The organism is Prevotella micans F0438 (assembly GCF_000243035.1).
Taxonomy (GTDB): Bacteria; Bacteroidota; Bacteroidia; order Bacteroidales; family Bacteroidaceae; genus Prevotella; species Prevotella micans.
Window position 1 is genome coordinate 150497 of the sequence record NZ_JH594522.1, and the last position, 17837, is coordinate 168333.

A 17837-nucleotide genomic window follows, 5' to 3' on the forward strand; every position below is an offset into this window, starting at 1 on the left:
ACCTCGAATCGACTCATGCAGTCTGCAGAAATGAAAAACAAGACCTCGAATCGACTCGTGCAGTCTGCAGAAATGAAAAACAAGACCTCGAATCGACTCATGCAGTCTGCAGAAATGAATTCGAGGCCTCAAATTTGACTTATGCAGTATGCAGAAATAGAAAATAATACCTCGAATCGACTCATGCAGTCTACAGAAAGTTAATACAGTTAACAGAAACGACTCATGCAGTCTGCATATGTTAAATCTGATTCACATAATCCACTTATGCAGACAGCATGTGTTAAATCTAATTCACATAATCCACTTGTGCAGACTGCACAAGTGGATTTTTGTTATCATTTTCCACTTGTGTACACTGCATGAGTCATTTCTTGGCCAAATTTTCCACTTATGCACACTGCATGAATGGAATTTTATTCAAATTTTCCACTAGTGCATACTACATGACTGAAATTTGGCGAAAATTCTTCACTCATGTAATAAACATGAATATAATCCTGTCCAAATTTCCTTTATATAAAACTCCCACTCGGGCGGAACGACCGCATGTAGGGACAGACCCCGTGTCTGTCCGCCAAAATTTCATTTCATTTTACAGACCAAATAATATACCCTATATATTTTTATATATCGGACAGACACGGGGTCTGTCCCTATATGCGGGCTATAGCCCGAATTAGAATCATGCGCCTCTCATATCTTATTCATGAATTATTAAATACATTCTCAAGTAAAACACATCTATAATATTGACACAATTTTCTACTCATGCATACTACATGAATGTGATTTTATTCAAATTTTCCATTCATGCATACTGCATAAGTCATTTCTTGACTAAATTTTCCACTCGTGCAATAAACATGAATGGAATTTGGAGAAAATTTCCCACTCATGTAGGGATAAAAAAAGGGATTCGGCCAAATTGACCGAATCCCCAAATAAACATGATACTACAATAGGGGTGATTTCTGAATCTCACGCCAGTGAGAGTTATTCATAATGCATCGAACGGGCCGGATGAATGCGGCTCACCAGGTAACTGGGACCAATGAGAACGAAGATGCATATTAAGAGAGTGGAAATATTGAGAATTACAACAATCAACCAGTCAACATCAACCGGAACCGTGCTTACATAATAGGTTTGTGGATCAAGCTTGACTAGTCCTGTGTATTTTTGAAGGAGACATATACCCAGCCCGAGTAGATTTCCGATTACCAATCCCTTTCCAATTATAAACACAGAGAACCAAAGAAATATATGACGCACTTGTGCATTGCGCGCCCCCAATGCCTTGAGCAATCCAATGGTTTGTGTTCGCTCCAAGATTATAATCAACAATCCAGAAATCATAGTCACACCCGCCACAGCAAGCATCAGCGCCAAAATTATCCAAACGTTGAGGTCCATGAGTCCCAGCCACGAAAAAATTTGCGGGTATTGCTCGAAAATGGTTGCCGACGAATACGTTTCGCCATACTTGTCGGTTCTGTTCTTCACCTTTTTGAGAACATTTTTTGCAGTCATGTCGAGCGCATGAGTGCTTTCCACGGTAATTTCGGCACCCGTGTACTGGTCAGGCTTCCATCCATTTATTTTGTTAACGGTCGTGATGTCAGCAAAACACATTTGTTCATCGAATTGTTTCATGTTTGTTGCATACACGCCCGCAATCGTAAACCTCCGAATGCGCAGATGCTGTCCGTCCAAGAAGTAAGCGAATATTCGATTGCCAGTTGTGAGCTTCAACTTATCGGCAATGTGCTTAGAAATTAGCAGTTGTTGAGTGCTCGCCTCCGTTCCAAACTTCGGAATTTGGCCTTGTGCCATGCACTCATGTATAAAAGTAGAATCAAAATCGCGGTCAACCCCCTTGAGCGTCACCCCTAGAAAGTCGTTGTTTGTCTTCAACACACCTTGAGCATAGGCAAATCGCTGCACATGTCGCACTCCCGGAGTGTGCGCAAGTGCCTTCATCATCGAATCAGACAGTTGTATAGGGTACTGCTCACTACTTTGAAGCGTCACAAAGTTGGCAACCGTTATGTGACTGCCGAATCCAACAACTTTATTGCGGATGGAATGCTTGAATCCGAGCACAACTGCCACCGAAATTATCATCACGGCCAGTCCGATTGCCACTCCAGCGGTCGCAATTCTAACGGCGGGCTTCGAGACCTTCCGATTCTCTCCCCCGCCGTAGATTCTTGTTGCTGTAAAGAGTGCAAAATTCATTTCCTATTCCATTGTCTTTCCGGGATAGACTGCTAGCGCTTTCTCCAAAACCACTAGTGCGCGCTGCAGATCCTCTTTCTTGAGCACATATGCAATTCGTACTTGGTTCTTGCCAGCTCCCGGAGTTGCGTAGAAGCCGCTTGCAGGCGCCATCATCACTGTTTCGCCCTCATAATTGAAGTCGCTCAGGCACCATTTGCAGAAATCTTCGGCATTTTCAACCGGTAGCTTAGCCACCGTGTAGAAAGCTCCCATCGGCATCGGGGAGAACACACCGGGGATACGGTTCAATCCCTCAATGAGACAATTCCTGCGCTCAACATACTCGTTGTAAACTTCGCGCCCATAACTCTCGGGGGCGTCAAGACTGGCTTCTGCAATTATCTGACCCACAAGTGGAGGCGACAAACGTGCCTGACAGAACTTCATAACCGTGTCGTGCACCTCGCGGTTCTTGGTTATCAATGCTCCGATTCTAATTCCGCACTCGCTGTAACGCTTCGAAACCGAATCTATCAGAATCGTGTTCTGCTCAAGACCGGGAAGTGTCATCGCAGAAATGTATGGAACATCGGCATAGACATACTCCCGATACACCTCATCGGAGATAAGATATAAGTCGTACTTCTTTACGAGCTCACAAATCTGGTCAAGCTCTTCGCGAGAGTACAAAGTTCCTGTAGGATTGTTTGGGTTGCAGATGAGGAGAGCGCGTGTTCGCTCGTTGATTAAGGCTTCGAATTCCTCCACCTTCGGCAACGCGAACCCATTTTCGATAGATGTGGCAATCGTGCGAACCTTCGCGCCCGCCGTAATCGCAAACGACATGTAATTGGCATAAGCCGGCTCCGGAACAATCACTTCGTCTCCCGGATTGAGGCACGCCATGAACGCAAAAAGCACAGCCTCAGAGCCCCCGGTTGTAATAATTATCTCGTCGGGCGTGAGGTTGATACCGAACGAGTCGTAATACGAACACAATTTCTCACGGTAGGAGAGATAACCTTGCGAAGGCGAGTACTCGAGAACCTTTCGATCAATCTTCTTGAGTGCATCCAAACCACACTGCGGCGTAGGAAGATCAGGTTGTCCGATGTTTAAATGATAAACTTTTACTCCGCGACTCTTTGCAGCTGCGGCTAATGGAGCGAGTTTTCTGATTGGGGACTCCGACATTTCGAGTCCGCGCTTTGAAATTCTAGGCATGATAATATGGTTTTAAAGATTTATAGAATAAACATGACATATGTTTTCTGCGGCAGACAAAGTTAAACCATTTTTCATTCAGATGGCACTCTTTCAAGTGTTATCAAGGATTTTGATACCTTTGTCGCACTAACAAACCGCGCCTTTTTCAGCCCAGAAAACAATGCCGGGAAAAGCGCATAAACAAACACTGAAATTTATGAGAAGCAGAACAAGCATGTGGTTCGAAACCCGAGTGCGTTATGACAAAACAATGGAAGACGGAAGTAACAAAAAAGTCACAGAAACCTATACTGTAGACGCCCTGAGCTTTTCAGAAGCCGAAAATTTCATTACCGAAGAGATGTCACATTACATCACAGGCGACTTTGAGGTGAAAGGCATAACACCCGCGGCCTATGGAGAGATTTTTTTTAGCGACGCCGATACGGATGATAACTGGTTTAAGACAAGATTATCCTTCATCACCATCGACGAGAAAAGCGAACAAGAAAAACGCTCATACGTCACTTATCTTGTGCAAGCTCATTCGGTAAACGGCGCTATGAAACATATCGAAGAAGTAATGAACAGCACAATGATTGATTACGAGATAGTGGCCATCTCCGAAACGAAGATTATGGACGTGTTCGAACATAAGAACAAGAGCAAAGAAAATGAATGACGAGCTTGAACTTTGCGTCGAGAGGCTTCGCAAGGTGCGAGAAACCGTTCCTGCAGATGTAAAGCTCGTCGCTGTGAGCAAATTTCATCCAGCCGAGTTCATCGAGGTTGCCTATAGTGAGGGTCAACGTGTGTTCGGAGAAAGTCATGAACAGGAATTGTCGGCCAAAGCTAAGTCTCTACCCAAGGACATCGAATGGCATTTTATCGGACACCTCCAATCCAATAAGGTGAAATACCTTGCGCCTTACATTTCCATGATTGAGGCTGTCGACTCTCTCAAACTTTTGAAAGAAATCAATAAGCAGGCAGCTAAGTATGAGCGAACAATAGATGTTTTACTTGAGTTGCACATTGCAGAAGAGGAAACAAAATACGGTTTCACGCCCGATGCCTGTCGCCAACTTCTTGCTGAAGGTCAGTGGCGCGAGCTGCAGAATGTTCATATCTCGGGATTGATGATGATGGCTTCAAATGTTGACGACAAGAATCAAATTCGTCGCGAAATGCTTACTGCTGCCGACTTCTTTGACGAAATCAAAGAGAAGTATTTCGCTTCTGATGCCCGCTTCTGCGAGCGCTCGTGGGGAATGAGCAATGATTATCTAACGGCGATTGAATGCCGTTCAACTATGGTTCGTGTCGGCACAGCTATTTTTGGCCACCGAGTTTATTAAACTGTTTGTGACAAGTGTAGAAATGGAAAAAGAGAATGCCCTTGCATTCTCTTTTTTGTAATATATCATTTTACGTGCATAATCAGTAGCTAAGAATTAAGGGAAATAAAGGGAAACGCAAGGAATGTAATTACCAAGCATTGATTATTCACGATTTCCCCCAAACGATTATGAAACAGAACAATAAACAAGGAACGATACTGCTTTTTTCTCTGTAAGTTATAGTCTTTTTGGCACAACAATATTAGCTTCTTAGAAAAACGATAGTACTTCTCGATAAAAACGATAGTACTTTTTGGGCAAAACGATAGTACTTTTTGGGTAAAACGATAGTACTTTTTGGGCAAAACGATAGTACTTTTTTAAAATCACTTTGGCTCCTTTTGTAACTTAATTATTCTCAACAACTTACGAAGATAGTTCGAGAGGGTATAAACAGGTTAAGATCCGGTATGATATTTGTCAAATATTCGCTTCTTTTCTGCTCAAATTCAAAAGCAATGGTGCAGTGCTTCACGCACCCCAAAGCGGAGAGCAGGGCAAGCGATAAATCAAGGAAAAGAGTAGCAAAAAATATGGTGATATGCCCGACAAGTGGGACGACTGGCACGTCCGCCTGTCCGACCCGAAAGAGCAACTTCGGATGATAGACCTGCATCACGGCTCCGCACAACTCTGTAACTTGATTTCCTGCATACCGCCTATGAGTTGGTAGGTAACTTTAATATGCTTTCAGAAGTGCATTGTTGATAGACTTATCAATATTTATTTCGCCTTTATCTGTTTTTTTACCATAACCAATATTGTATGTCAATTTTAGATTTACACATCTTCCATTATTTTCGCTGTAACTCCAGCTATTTTGATCGTAGCAGCCATAATTCATTGAAGTATGTGATACATTATAACGTTTGAAAGGATTTCGTATCACCCCTTCGACAGAAAAAGCCTTATGCTTCCAACTTACAGAAAGTTCATACACGGACTTTCTATGTGTAAAACAAGGTTCACTCACAAACAGAGTAGTATATGGGGTCTTATAAGTAGCTTTAAGTAGTAGATTACCGATAAGATAAGTGGCAGACAAACGAGCTCTCAGGGTGTTTTTTGAAATATCATAATGCTTGCCTTTAAGAGCATTGTATTCCTCTATAGCCGTAAAATTCAGGCGCAACTTATCGTTAAAAGCATTATATGAGTAGGATGCCGTAAGCATATTTCCATAAAGGGTACCCTCATTAACTTTCGTGTCGGATACAGTCTGCTCATCAGCACCATACACATGACAAATATTATCGAAGTATATGAAGTTATTATAGGATACAGATATTCTCGATTTCCCGAATTGTCCATTATAAGATAAGGTATTATTAAGCACACGCAATGTCCCAAGATCAGGATTTCCTTTTACCACTTCAAAGAAAGATTTCCTTATCACCATTTTATTTTTGTTTGAAGGATCAAAGAGAGTGTGAGTGTAGAGTCCATTTAACGACAGTGAATTATGACTGTCTATTATGTAGTTTCCCCCATAAAAAGCTATAGGATGGCAATAGTCATAATGATTCGTATTCAGACTTACTGCAGTATTGGAAATTCCAGCAGATAGGTAGAAATAATATTTTTCTGAATTTTTGCTAACTTGAAGCATTCCCGTAGTGGCATCTGTTATAAGTGTTTGATTGCTACTCAAATTCCCATTGTAGGTGTCTTTATAATAGTTATGGTCGTGAGAGGCAACTGCTGTCAGAGTATAGTTGTTTCTTAATGTTTTGGAATATTGGATCCTTCCAATTATTACATGGTTATTTTCATGACTTTTTGTAGAAATAAAAGAATGTTCAGTCTCGTCATATAAACTTGAATATCTATTATGTCCATAAGAGAAAGAACCTGTAAAATCAAGCGTCTGCTCTTTAGGAAGCCACAGTGTATAGTTTGCATAAACAGAAGGAGAGATATTTCTGCTCTGGGTCGTAACACTCTTCAGGGTATTGCCCATAAACATCCCACTATATGTAACATCGCTAATTGAAACGGATTGCGGTTCCGCTTGGCGAACAAAAGAAGCATATATATTGAGTCGATGGTTGCTGCCGATAGATGTAAGTTTAAGCCTTCCTCCTTGATTGTTAGTCTTAGAGAATGACGATATTGGGGTATAGTTTCTTTCAAGCATATTACCATCAGAGAAAATATACTGATCCACACCCTCGCTATAGCTGTGGTCATGGTTCCAGTCAAACGAGGTTGTAAGCGAAAGTGTCAAGCCTTTATGAGTGTAGTCTATATAGCCGAGATAATTACCTTGTTTGTAAGCAAATCCTTCCTCTGCTGAGAAATATACATTTCCTCCATATTCGTATTGTATTGTAATAAAATTGAGAACACCTGCCTTCCCTGCATATTTTCCTCCAGGTGTACGAACATACTCAATAGATTGCACATTCTTTGCCCGGAGCATAGCTACTTCTTCATTTGACACTTCCATTCCGTTAACGCATATCACTACACTTCCGCCACTTTTTGTGGTAATGTTATAGATGTGGGTATCAATTTCTAATTCGGGAGAGTTCATCACATCCAGCAGTTCAAATCCATTAGTGGCGTGCTTCCTTTCCAATGATGTTGGGCGCAAAATGGTTTTTCTTGTAGTCTCTATCTGATTGGCACCATTAACGATTACTTCTGGTAAGCTTTTAGCCTGCAATGTATCCTGACTCTGAGCAAAGGATTCAAGACTACAAATCAAGATAATTATTGCTGGAAAAAAATATTTCATATATAATATTGCAATTCCATCTCTGGTGGTTACTATTTAATTGGATATGGCATACTAACGATGCCATATCCTTTAACTTCAAATTAATGTACCATACTTATGCCTTAAAGACACAGATAAGCTCTATAAAATAGAAGGCTTTGTAGGCTGTCCCGGATCTACAGGCTTAATTGGTTCTTCAGGTTTGGGTTTGGGATGTACAATGGGAAATTGGCAGTTGCACACAGCTATACCGAGACCTCTGCAAAACCTACTATTTCCCCCATATACTCTTAGAAGAAAGAATATTTTTGACCAAAAGATGCCGCTGGAGGTTATTTTTGAGTAGATAATAATCTTTTATCGGTGTATTTTCATATTATCCGATACAATTTGACACCATAATCCCTGGTGTTCGGTATAAGTTGTAGGCAATGAATTCCATAATATGCTGCGCATGTGTTTTTGAAAGTCCAACGTATCTTGCTATTCCAGCACCAAACCATCTATGCATAGAACCAAAGGTGTACGTTCTACTTTATAGCGTGTCTTACTTATCGTAACGTTGATACGCTGCTGCCTTTCAGTAATTTCATGTTCTCTTGTTCCTTTATGCTTAGTGTGTGTAGACCCAGTAGACCCAAAGACTGATTACGGTTGCCAACAGAATTGTCAGGAAGAGGAAGAATCGTGCCCACATTCGGCGACGCTTAGCTGCTGAACGATGCATTGACAGGTCGAAACCTGTGTGTTCGTTGTAGTGTCGTCTGCGGTGCGATTTTGACTTATGTGACATTTTGTTGTTTATTTATGGTTTAAAACCGGTATTTCTGTCGGCAAAGGTATCAAAAAATGCGTAGCAATGGCTTGTTGCTCCGCATTTTGTTTGTATGCACGAGTGAGATGAGCTATCTAGAATCTAAAGTTGAGCTGCACATCAACTATCGAATGATTCGGATTTGGAAGCGCTTTGTTGTGCACATAGGCATATTCAACTTCGAGGAGCAGGTTTTTGTTGAAATGATAGTTCGCTCCGATTTCGTAGATTGTTTTCTGCTGTTTATTTTCCTTACTTGGTTGATACATGTCGTAGCGAGCTTTGATATGAAGTTTCTCTTTCACAATTGGGGCTATAACGATGGCATAAACTCCTTGTGACTGATCGCCTGCAGTACTTAGGTTACAGTCTTTCGAGGCTTCGTCGTTTGTGTTGTTTAGCGGTTTGGAGAAGGCCCCGCCTGTAGAGTGAATATATTCCGAGCGGAATGTCCAGTCATTCAACAAATATTCGGCTGAGAAGGCATATCGGCGTTGCTGCAGGCTTCGTGTTCCAGTTTGTACGGTTCCATCTGGATTAGTCCAGGTTCCTTTTCGTGCATACGAACCAGTCCATCCGAAACATCCTAGACGCATTCCTTTAATAGGCATAACCCACAGACCACCGATAAGATTTTTTTGTTGATCGAGGTCTTTCACGTTTATTCCTTGTCCATTGAACACTCCGACTTGATAGTGCAGAATTGCCCGGTCATCCTGATTTTTGAAAAGGTCGCCTTGCAATTGCAAACCTATGTCGCGACCGTTTGAACTATGTTTTCCGCTTCGGTCGTTAAATCCAGCAAATGCTGTGACAGCTTGCGAATACGACATGAATCCTTGTTCTATTGGGTGTATTGGATTTTCGAAGGTGAAAGGATTCTTGAATTGTCCTACTTTGATTTTCAGGAAGTCGTATTGTTGCCATTCAACAAAGAGATCAACAACTCGCGGCGATACCCCAAGAGTCGATGTATTGCCGTTGAACTGAAGTTGCGCTTTCCAGTAGAAGTTATTGAGAATTTTCCCATCTACAGCTAGTCTCCCCATTCGCAGATTGAAAGAATTTGCTTTTGAATCTTTCTGACTGCTGTATTGATATTGCAGCATTCCAAATCCTGATACTTTAACGTTGTTAATCCATGCTGGCGTTTGTGCATTTGCTGCCAGACTGGTGATTGCCATAAGGGTGATAATAAGATTTTTTTTCATATGCTTTTATTTGATTTTAGTTTATGATTCTTGTTGTTGTAAGGCGATTGTTTGTTGTTTGCAAAGTTAATTGCTTACAGTGTGTTTCTGTTGTGATTTGACTTAAAAAGATGGAGTGAAACCTCTTGTAATGGATTTTCACAAGACGAAAGTATGATATAGAAAATATGATATAGAAAAAGAGATTTAGTAGCATTCTGCAGAGATGTTCTATTGTCAAATCAGAAATTAAAATCTCTGTCTACCGACTTCAATCAATGCTTATTCCAATATTTTGAAGCTATCCTATCTTTTTAGCTTTTTCTACAGTATAGCAAATAAAATAAACATCGGAAACTTTAGACGACTCATTGAATTTTAATACTGTGAACAACTTTATACAACCTCAACAAGCAGAGATAGACTATAGAAGCATGAATTATAACATAGATAAACCAAGCACGGTAATAAAACTTTTCGTTTACCTTTGCAAACTGGTTATCATGAACATAATCCAAGCAAAATAAACAACTTTAAATACAGACTTAATTGTGGCTGAAACAAAATATATCTTCGTTACTGGTGGTGTGGTTTCATCACTTGGAAAAGGCATAATATCGTCGTCACTCGGAAAACTTTTGCAAGCGAGAGGATATAATATAACAATACAAAAATTCGACCCCTATATAAACATAGACCCGGGAACGCTAAACCCATATGAACACGGTGAATGCTATGTAACGGTGGACGGAATGGAAACCGATCTCGACCTGGGACATTATGAACGCTTTACCGGAATTCAAACAACCAAGGCTAATTCGATGACAACCGGAAGAATCTACAAAAGCGTTATCGATAAAGAACGGCGGGGCGATTATCTTGGTAAAACCATTCAGGTTGTGCCGCATATAACCGACGAGATTAAGAGAAACATAAAACTACTTGGACAGAAATTTCACTATGACTTTGTTATAACCGAAATAGGCGGAACAATTGGCGACATTGAGTCGGCACCTTTTATTGAGGCCATCAGGCAACTGAAATGGGAACTCGGCAAGAGGGCTATAAATATGCATCTTACTTATGTTCCTTTCTTGAAAGCAGCGGGCGAACTAAAAACAAAGCCTACACAACACAGCGTTAAAGAGCTTCAAAGCATAGGAATACAGCCCGATATTTTGGTGCTGCGAACAGAGAAACATCTGGGCGATGGCATAAGAAAAAAGGTGGCAGCTTTTTGTAATGTAGATTTCGACTGCGTTGTGCAGAGCGAAGATTTGCCAAGCATCTACGAGGTTCCGGTGAATATGCAAAATCAGGGGCTCGACGCGGCTGTGCTTCGCAAATGCAATGAGCCTATTGAGCCTGCTCCGCAATTGGGGCCTTGGAAGGCTTTTCTTGAGCGTCGCGAAAAGGCAACCAAGACAGTTAACATCGGGCTGGTGGGCAAGTACGACCTTCAGGACGCTTACAAGAGCATACGCGAAAGTTTATCGCAAGCCGGAACATATAACGACCATAAGACGGTTATTTCGTTCATAAATTCTGAAAAGTTAACCGAAGAAAACGTGGCTGAAAAGCTGGCTGGATTGGACGGAATAGTTATTTGTCCTGGATTCGGGCAGCGCGGAATCGCGGGTAAGATTATCGCTGCGCATCATACTCGCACACACGATATTCCTACGTTCGGCATCTGCCTTGGCATGCAGATGATGGTTATTGAGTTTGCGCGCAACGTACTGGGATATGCCGATGCAAATTCGCGCGAAATGGACGAGAAGACGCCTCACAACGTGATTGATATCATGGAAGAGCAGAAAAACATAACGAACATGGGCGGAACAATGCGACTCGGGGCCTACGAATGCCTATTAAGACAGGGTTCTCGCGCGTTCGATATATATAGGAAGGAACACATACAAGAGCGTCATCGGCATCGTTATGAATTCAATAATAACTTCGAGAAAGAATACGAACGAAACGGAATGAAATGCGTTGGTAGGAATCCAGAGAGCGAGCTTGTTGAGATTGTAGAGATTCCCAGTTTGAAATGGTATATCGGCACGCAGTTCCATCCGGAATATCAATCAACGGTTCTGAATCCGCATCCTTTGTTCCTCGACTTCGTGAAAACAGCAATAGAACAACACAAAAACAAATAAATGGATAGAAACACCATCATAGGGTTTGCCTTAATAGCCCTTGTACTTATTGGCTTCGGTTGGTGGCAACAGCCCTCGGCCGAACAAGTTGAAAAGCAACGACAAGAATTTGTTAAAGACTCAATAGCTTCAGCTAAAAAAGCACAGGCCGAAAAAATTGCAAAGCAAAAACAAACAAAACAACGGGCAGTAATCGCTTCCGATACGTCGGCTTTGTTTCATTCGGCTCTGCAAGGGAAATCGCAAGAAATTGTACTCTCAAACAGTAAGGTTGCGCTAACAATCGACACAAAAGGCGGCGTTCTGCGAAAGGCCGTTATAAAGAATTATGTGGGGCACGATGTAAAGTCGGGCGATAGAACTAAAGCCCAGAAAGACGTTACGCTTTTTAGCGGCGACGAGCAGAGCTTGAACTTCTCTTTGGCAACAAAGGAGATGAATTTAGAGACGAAAGACCTTTATTTCGTTCCGTCAGCCGTTACAGATTCAACGCTCATTCTTACTGCAAAAGCAGGTGAAAAACAGCAATTAATAATCGATTACAAGCTCGGAAAGAACTACATTCTCTCAATGAATGTTCGCGCCGAAGGAATGAACGGCTTGTTTAATCCCGGATACAACCAGATTTATGTCGACTGGCAAGACAGGTGTAGGCAACAGGAATTGGGATATAATTTCGAGAATCGATATTCGACCCTTACTTACAAAGAAACTGTGGGCGGCACCGACAAACTGAGCGAAACATCAGAAAGCGAAGAAAAAACAGAGGAGGCTCTCGACTGGGTAGCATTCAAGAATCAATTCTTCTCGGCCGTTCTCATCTCGAAAGACGGATTCGCCAAAGGAGCCGAACTCAAAAGCACTCCGCTAAATAAAGAATCTCATTATTTAAAGAGCTATCAGGCCAAGATGAAAACGGCATTCGACCCCAGTGGTCGTAAAGCTTCTCAATTCGAGTTCTATATCGGGCCCAACGATTTCCAGCTTCTACAAGCTGTCGAAAAAGAAAGCGCTTTTGGTAAGAATCTCGACATGCAAAGCCTGGTTTACCTTGGCTGGCCCTTGTTCAGGATAATAAATCGCTGGTTTACACTCTACGTTTTCGATTGGCTTAGCAAGGTTTTCCCAATGGGCGTTGTACTTATTCTCATCACTTTGCTATTGAAGTTAATTACGTTCCCAATGGTAAAGAGGAGCTATATGAGTTCGGCCAAGATGCGCGTGCTTAAACCCAAGCTCGACGAGGCTACAAAGCAATACAACAAGCCCGAAGACCAAATGCAAAAGCAGCAGGCAATGATGCAGATGTATTCTGAATACGGCGTGAGTCCGCTGTCTGGATGCTTGCCTATGCTAATACAAATGCCCATCTGGATTGCAATGTTCAACTTCGTGCCGAACGCCATTCAGCTTCGCGGCGAAAGTTTCCTTTGGATGCACGATTTGAGCACCTACGATCCGATTATTACCTGGAGTCATGACCTATGGCTTATTGGCGACCACCTATCGCTTACTTGTATTCTGTTCTGCGGAGCCAACGTTCTTTATTCATGGTTCACAATGCAGCAACAGAAAGATCAGATGGTTGGACAACAGGCCGACCAGATGAAGATGATGCAATGGATGATGTATCTCATGCCGGTATTCTTCTTCTTCATGTTCAACGATTATTCGTCGGGCCTAAACTTCTACTACTTTATTTCGCTGTTTTTCTCGGCAGCAATTATGTGGACTCTTCGCAAAACGACAAACGAAGAAAAACTCCTGGCTATCTTAGAGAATCGCAGAGCTGAAAACAAAAAGAATCCGCAGAAAGCAAGCGGTCTTTTGGCTCGAATGCAGGCATTGCAACAAATGCAGCAGCAACAAAAAGATGAACTTAAACGAAAACAAGACGAACTTAATAGAAAGAAAAAATATTAAAGCCATGAACAGAAATATTTCTATCGCCATCGCAACAGCCTTACTGGTTAACGGTGGAACCTTAAATGCACAAAACGTGAACATTGGAAAGAACAACATTACGTTAAGCAGTGACCTTATGACTCCCGAAGCTCTTTGGGCAATGGGAAGAATTGGAAACGCACAAGCATCGCCCAATGGAAAGAAAATTGTCTACCAGGTTGGGTACTACAGTGTGGCCGAAAACAAAGGTCACCAGGTTATTTGCACGATGGATGCCGACGGAAAGAATGTGCGACAGTTAACAACCTCGGCCAAAAGCGAAACCGACGCAACCTGGTTCGACGATAATACTATTGCCTATCTATCCGAAGGGCAACTATGGACAATGAGCGCCGACGGGACAAATCGCAAAAAGCTCACAAACTCGAAAATCGATATCGAAGGATTCCTTTTCTCGCCCGATAAGGCGCGTGTAATCCTTATTAAGAGCCTGCCCTATCACGGCACTATAAAAAAGAATCCCGCCGACCTGCCGAAAACAACCGGCATGGTTATAACTGACATGAACTACAGGCACTGGGATCATTACGTACAAAGCATTGCCCACCCATTTGTTGCCGATGTAACCGCATCGGGCGTTAACGACGGGAAGGATATTCTAGAAGGCGAACCGTTTGAAAGTCCGCTGGCTCCGTTCGGTGGAATCGAGCAGTTCGATTGGAGTCAAGACTCGAAAACCATAGCCTACACATGTCGTAAAAAAGAAGGTGTGAACTATGCAATCTCAACCGATGCCGACATTTACTTATACAACATCGACACCCGTAAAACAATAAACCTATGCAAGCCCGAGGGTTATGTAGAGCCGAAGATTGACGCAACCAAAACAATGCGCAACCAAAAAGTGAACCATCAAGACGGCGACTTCAATGTGGGTTACGATGTGAATCCGCAGTTCTCACCCGACGGAAAATACATAGCCTGGCAAAGCATGAAGAACAACGGATATGAAAGCGACAGAAATCGTCTTTGCGTATACGAACTTGCAACAGGTAAGAAAACCTATGTAGCTGAACGTTTCGACTCTAATGTAGATGCATTCGTTTGGGCTCCTAACTCAAAGGATATTTATTTCACTGGCTGTTGGCATGCAACGGTGAATATCTATCAAACTAATTTGAAGGGCGAAGTGAAACAGCTCACCGACGGACAGCACGACTATGCTTCGGTTGCCCTCCTAGGCAACGACGGCAAGAAACTCCTGGCTCTGCGCCACAGCATGTCGCAAGCAAACGAAATCTATGCAGTAATTCTTTCAAAGAAAGAAAAGGCCAGCCAGCAAATTCAACTAAGCTTCGAGAATAAACATATTTACGACCAGTTGGCTCTGGGTGAAGTTAAAGACCGTTGGGTTAAAACCACCGACGGCAAAGACATGCAAGTATGGGTAATTACCCCGCCGCATTTCGACCCCACAAAGAAATATCCCACCCTACTCTATTGCGAAGGCGGCCCACAAAGCCCCGTATCGCAATTCTGGAGCTTCCGTTGGAACTTCCAAATAATGGCCGCCCACGGTTATGTAATCATTGCCCCCAACCGCCGTGGACTTCCTGGCTACGGTAGTGAATGGAACGAAGAAATAAGTAGCGATTGGACTGGTCAGTGCATGAAAGATTATCTCTCGGCCATCGACGACGCCTGCCAAAACCTGCCCTATGTGGACAAAAACAAACTCGGAGCCGTAGGCGCATCCTTCGGCGGATTCTCGGTTTACTATTTGGCAGGCCACCACAACAAACGCTTCAAATGCTTCATTGCTCACGACGGCGCATTCAATCTTCAAAGCATGTATACCGACACCGAAGAAGCATGGTTCAGCAATTGGGAATACGACGACGCATATTGGAACAAAGACCAAACCGAAGCCGCAAAACGAACCTATGCAAACAGTCCACACTTAGATGTAGACAAATGGGACACGCCAATTCTATGCATACACGGCGAAAAAGACTATCGCATAAACGCAAACCAAGGTATGGGAGCTTTCAATGCAGCTCGCCTTCGTGGTATTCCGGCAGAGTTACTGCTCTTCCCCGACGAAAACCACTGGGTTCTTAAACCGCAAAACGGAATCCTATGGCAAAGAACATTCTTCAACTGGCTCGACCGCTGGCTGAAGAAATAAAACACACGGAACTTATAAAAATCAAAATAACATGACAGACAAGATTAAAGCAACTCTCAGAGACTCCGCTGCAATGCGCTGGACGGCTCTACTCCTTTTGGCACTCGCAATGTTCTGCGCCTATATCTTCGTAGACATTCTTTCGCCAATCAAAGATTTGATGCTCTCCGAAAGAGGATGGGATTCCACCTCTTTTGGAACTATGCAAGGTTCTGAAACCTTCCTGAACGTATTCGTGTTCTTCCTCATCTTCGCCGGAATAATTCTCGACAAGATGGGAGTGCGATTCACAGCGGTACTCTCAGGAACGGTTATGCTCATAGGAGCCTTAATTAAATACTACGCCATCAGCGAGGCGTTCAAAGGAAGCGCTCTTGATGTTTGGTTCACAAACAACCTGAACCATATTCCAGTGTTCGAACAGCTTGGTGTATCGCCCTTCTACGAGGGAATGCCAGCCTCGGCCAAAGTAGCAGCCATAGGCTTCATGCTATTCGGTTGCGGAACCGAGATGGCCGGTATCACAGTTTCTCGCGGTATAGTTAAATGGTTCAAAGGTCGCGAAATGGCCCTTGCGATGGGTTCTGAAATGGCTCTTGCACGTTTAGGTGTGGCAACATGTATGATTTTCTCACCGTTTTTCGCCAAGCTAGGCGGTAACATCGACGTTTCGCGCTCGGTAGCTTTCGGAGTCGTACTCATCTGCATAGCCTTGATGATGTTCGTTGTTTATTTCTTCATGGACAAGAAACTCGACTCACAAACAGGTGAAGCCGAAGAGAAAGAAGACCCATTCAAGATTAGTGACCTCGGAAAGATTCTAACTAGCATGGGATTCTGGCTTGTTGCTCTACTATGTGTGCTCTATTATTCTGCTATATTCCCATTCCAGAAATATGCCGTGAATATGCTCCAGTGTAATCTCACGTTTACTGATATTCCCGCCGACTCATTCTGGGCATCTTCTAGTGTAACCATCGTTCAATATATTATAATGCTACTGGTTGCAGCTACGGCTTTCATGTTCAATTTCATGAAGAAAAAGGTAATGAAGAACTCCATGCTCATTCTCTCAGTAGCCAGCCTTGTGCTTTACTGTTATATGGGTTATATGCGTCAGTCGGCCGAATCTATTTTCGCAGTATTCCCACTTTTGGCAGTTGGTATTACCCCGATTCTTGGTAGCTATGTCGACCATAAAGGAAAGGCTGCTTCGATGCTAGTCCTGGGGTCGATGTTGCTTATTCTTTGCCATCTCACGTTTGCCTTTGTTCTGCCGATGTTCAAAGACAGTCAGGTAGGCGGAGTCATCGTAGCCTATGTAACCATACTTGTTCTCGGAGCATCATTCTCCCTTGTTCCAGCCTCCTTGTGGCCCAGCGTTCCGAAGTTGGTCGATGCAAAAATCATTGGTTCGGCCTATGCTTTGATTTTCTGGATTCAGAACATCGGCCTGTGGCTATTCCCATTGCTTATCGGTAAGGTACTCGACAAAACAAATGTTGGCATAACCGATCCTACCCAGCTCAACTACACCGCTCCCCTAATCATGCTCGCCGGTTTGGGTGGTATAGCGTTGTTCATCGGTCTAACCTTAAAGGTTGTCGACAAGAAAAAGCATCTTGGACTCGAAGAGCCGAACATAAAGCAATAAAAAACTAGTCGACACGCGCTTTACAAGAATTCTAACAGTCTTGATAAAGTAATTCACACAGCAAAGGGTAGATGCTCATTTGGAAGCATCTACCCTTTGCTATGTGGTTACATCGTGCGTTTGCATCCCTGCTATCATTGATTATTTCAGTTTACCAGACACCAATAAAATCAAAAAGATAGCTCCTTTCTTGCTCGAAAAGATTGATTAGTATACCTTTGCCGCCGTGAGTTACATAGCAACATATTCCATCGCCCCGATGACGCAGAGAAATTTCGATTTCTCTGTGATTTTTTCGTCTGAATATTTGGTGGGTTCGAAAAAAGTGCTAACACACACACACACACACACACACACACACACACACACACAC

The 17837-nt window shown here is 42.8% G+C and carries 12 protein-coding genes and 1 pseudogene; 7 read left to right on the forward strand and 6 right to left on the reverse strand.

Annotated features, from left to right (window positions below; translation table 11 throughout):
* Positions 1-996: 996 nt before the first annotated feature.
* Both HMPREF9140_RS05200 and HMPREF9140_RS05205 read right to left on the reverse strand, forming a co-directional pair.
* Positions 997-2241: an ABC transporter permease gene (locus HMPREF9140_RS05200; RefSeq protein WP_006952347.1), complete on the reverse strand. Its 1245-nt coding sequence runs from the start codon at positions 2239-2241 to the stop codon at positions 997-999.
* A 3-nt stretch (positions 2242-2244) separates the two neighbouring features.
* Complete coding sequence (locus tag HMPREF9140_RS05205; RefSeq protein WP_006952348.1) at positions 2245-3447, reverse strand: pyridoxal phosphate-dependent aminotransferase; 1203 nt, start codon at positions 3445-3447, stop codon at positions 2245-2247.
* 199 nt (positions 3448-3646) lie between these two features.
* Between HMPREF9140_RS05205 and HMPREF9140_RS05210 the strand changes: the two genes are divergently transcribed.
* The 3 genes from HMPREF9140_RS05210 to HMPREF9140_RS10890 all read left to right on the forward strand — a co-directional run bounded on the left by HMPREF9140_RS05210 (position 3647) and on the right by HMPREF9140_RS10890 (position 5502).
* Positions 3647-4111 carry a DUF4494 domain-containing protein gene (locus HMPREF9140_RS05210; protein WP_006952349.1) on the forward strand — a complete coding sequence of 155 codons (465 nt, stop codon included), beginning with the start codon at positions 3647-3649 and terminating at the stop codon, positions 4109-4111.
* Positions 4104-4787: a YggS family pyridoxal phosphate-dependent enzyme gene (locus HMPREF9140_RS05215; protein WP_006952350.1), complete on the forward strand. Its 684-nt coding sequence runs from the start codon at positions 4104-4106 to the stop codon at positions 4785-4787. Before HMPREF9140_RS05210 ends, HMPREF9140_RS05215 begins: the two co-directional genes overlap by 8 nt.
* 583 nt (positions 4788-5370) lie before the next feature.
* Complete coding sequence (locus tag HMPREF9140_RS10890) at positions 5371-5502, forward strand: hypothetical protein (RefSeq protein ID WP_006952351.1); 132 nt, start codon at positions 5371-5373, stop codon at positions 5500-5502.
* 6 nt (positions 5503-5508) lie between these two features.
* On the opposite strand, the gene HMPREF9140_RS05220 is transcribed toward HMPREF9140_RS10890, so the two are convergent.
* The 4 genes and pseudogenes from HMPREF9140_RS05220 to HMPREF9140_RS05225 all read right to left on the reverse strand — a co-directional run bounded on the left by HMPREF9140_RS05220 (position 5509) and on the right by HMPREF9140_RS05225 (position 9576).
* Positions 5509-7569, reverse strand: a complete 2061-nt coding sequence (locus HMPREF9140_RS05220) for a TonB-dependent receptor (protein ID WP_006952352.1) — start codon at positions 7567-7569, stop codon at positions 5509-5511.
* A 358-nt stretch (positions 7570-7927) separates the two neighbouring features.
* A pseudogene (locus tag HMPREF9140_RS10790) lies at positions 7928-8163 on the reverse strand (transposase); the annotation flags it as partial.
* 1 nt (position 8164) lies between these two features.
* Positions 8165-8344, reverse strand: coding sequence for a hypothetical protein (locus HMPREF9140_RS10500; RefSeq protein ID WP_006952353.1), 180 nt, complete (start codon positions 8342-8344; stop codon positions 8165-8167).
* A 116-nt stretch (positions 8345-8460) separates the two neighbouring features.
* Positions 8461-9576, reverse strand: coding sequence for a porin (locus HMPREF9140_RS05225; protein WP_006952355.1), 1116 nt, complete (start codon positions 9574-9576; stop codon positions 8461-8463).
* A 530-nt stretch (positions 9577-10106) separates the two neighbouring features.
* On the opposite strand from HMPREF9140_RS05225, the gene HMPREF9140_RS05230 reads away from it, so the two are divergent.
* The 4 genes from HMPREF9140_RS05230 to HMPREF9140_RS05245 are packed head-to-tail and all read left to right on the forward strand — an operon-like array spanning position 10107 to position 17464.
* On the forward strand, positions 10107-11717 hold the full coding sequence (locus HMPREF9140_RS05230) for a CTP synthase (protein ID WP_006952364.1): 1611 nt from the start codon (positions 10107-10109) through the stop codon (positions 11715-11717).
* Positions 11718-13640, forward strand: coding sequence for a membrane protein insertase YidC (gene yidC, locus HMPREF9140_RS05235; protein ID WP_006952366.1), 1923 nt, complete (start codon positions 11718-11720; stop codon positions 13638-13640).
* 4 nt (positions 13641-13644) lie between these two features.
* The gene (locus tag HMPREF9140_RS05240) at positions 13645-15810 is read left to right on the forward strand and encodes a S9 family peptidase (protein ID WP_006952367.1); all 2166 of its coding nucleotides are present in this window, start codon (positions 13645-13647) and stop codon (positions 15808-15810) included.
* A gap of 31 nt (positions 15811-15841) precedes the next feature.
* Positions 15842-17464 carry an MFS transporter gene (locus HMPREF9140_RS05245; protein WP_006952368.1) on the forward strand — a complete coding sequence of 541 codons (1623 nt, stop codon included), beginning with the start codon at positions 15842-15844 and terminating at the stop codon, positions 17462-17464.
* Positions 17465-17837 lie beyond the last annotated feature (373 nt).